The 1,738-nt window shown below is 42.5% G+C and carries 1 protein-coding gene; it reads right to left on the minus strand.

Features of this window, described 5'->3' with window-relative positions; translation table 11 throughout:
- Positions 1-266: 266 nt before the first annotated feature.
- Positions 267-1,233 (minus strand): IS630 family transposase gene (locus L1272_RS22915; protein WP_442961852.1). Its coding sequence is split into 2 segments (ribosomal slippage): positions 267-833 and positions 835-1,233, totalling 966 coding nucleotides; the frame shifts between segments, so codons are not numbered across the junction.
- Positions 1,234-1,738: the final 505 nt, after the last annotated feature.

The following is a 1,738-nucleotide window of genomic DNA, read 5'->3' on the forward strand; positions in this document are numbered from 1 at the left end:
ACTCAGTAGTGAAACGAAACAGCGCCGATGATAGTGTAGCAGCTGCTATGTGAAAGTAGGTCATCGCCAGGCTCCAAATAAGAGAAAGCCCGATTCGAAAGAGTCGGGCTTTTTTGCGTTTGGAGCTATCAGCCAGGTAGGTTGGGTAGAGCGGAGCGAAACCCAACACAATCCATGTGACCCTCTTCATAACCCATGGTTAAAAATTCTTAAAATCTCTACTGGTCTAACAGGTTAGCGATCTCTAATACCATTCCGCATAAAGATTAAATCAATTTAATCCATTCCCGATTGCACATTTTCCTTACTCGATCCGGGATTGAAATAAAGTGATTCCACGCCTTTGAAACTTCATCGACAATTTCGTCATAGCCTGAAAACACTCTATTTGATAAACAATGTTGTCGTATCCAACTCCATACTTGCTCTATTGGATTTAGCTCTGGTGAATAAGGTGGAAGCTTTATAAGCGTTAGGTTTTTAAATTCTGCAGCTGTATCGTATGTGTGCCAGCCTGCGCCATCTATGATCACGACAGCATGTCTTCCAGCAGGTGTCGCGTGTGATATCTGGCGCATGTGCTGCGTCATCGCTTCTTTATTTACAAATGGACTTACTAACGCTTCTGTTTGGCCTGTCGCTGGACATACCGCGCCAAATAAGTATCCATAGTCAAATTGCTGTTGTTTTACAATCCGTGGCCGAGTGCCTGTTTCAGCCCAAATGCGCGTAGTCGGATTTTGCTGGCCAAATCGTGCTTCGTCCTGAAACCATACGTCGATCCGATCAAGAGGAAGGTGTCCTGGTGTGTGAAGGATCGTTTCCAGTTGGAAGTTTTTTAAAAGCTTCTTGGCTCTGTAATGATTGTTTCGGGTGTTTAGAGCGACTTGTGATCCAACTAAAGCCAAGTTGCTTTAGAATTTTATAGACATGATTTAAGTGGTAATGAACACCAAATTCAGTATGAATGTAATGCACAATGTCTTCACCGGTAAGGCGGCCACCACGAAGTTCTGTATTCGTGCGCTTTATAAACTCAGATAGTTGTTCAAGTTGCCGCTGTTGTAATCTTGATGGACGTCCTTGAATGGGCTTATTGTCTAAACCAGCTAGCCCATGCTCTAGGTAACTAGAAACCCATTTATTCACACTACTTCTTGCTGTGTTTAGACGTTTTGCAATATCGGTTCTGCTATTCCCCTCATAAAATAATGACACTGCGAGCAATCGCATGCGTTTTCGTGCGTTTGGTTCTTTACGAGAAAGCGCTAAAAGCTGTTCAGATATGTTTGGATTCAATGTTATTAACCGGTGATTTTATATAGCCTATATTAGATCAGATATTTAAGCGGAATTGTATAAAACGGCTTATTTCACCTTGCGCTAATTCGTCTTTTATTAATGAACTTTACATCTTCATTGTGCATGACGAATTACCACGCTGTTGGGTTGTTTAGTACAGAGTCTCCCTCAGCAACACCCCCTTAGGAGGCACTTCAGTGCCGAATTCAAACTATAACAAACACATTCATGGCTAAAGCCATACCTACAAGTACACTTTGCCTAGAGCCTTCGGCAGAAGAAGACGCAGCACCAAACCCCCACACCGCGCTGATCTGACTCCATAAAAGTAGACACCTTTTTGGAGTCAGTAATCATGAAAGTAAAGTCACAGCGTAGATATTCCCTCGAATTTAAAATAAAAGTCGTTCAAGAGTCGTTAGACACCACAGATACA

The organism is Pseudoalteromonas sp. PAST1 (assembly GCF_021532515.1).
Classification (GTDB): domain Bacteria; phylum Pseudomonadota; class Gammaproteobacteria; order Enterobacterales; family Alteromonadaceae; genus Pseudoalteromonas; species Pseudoalteromonas simplex.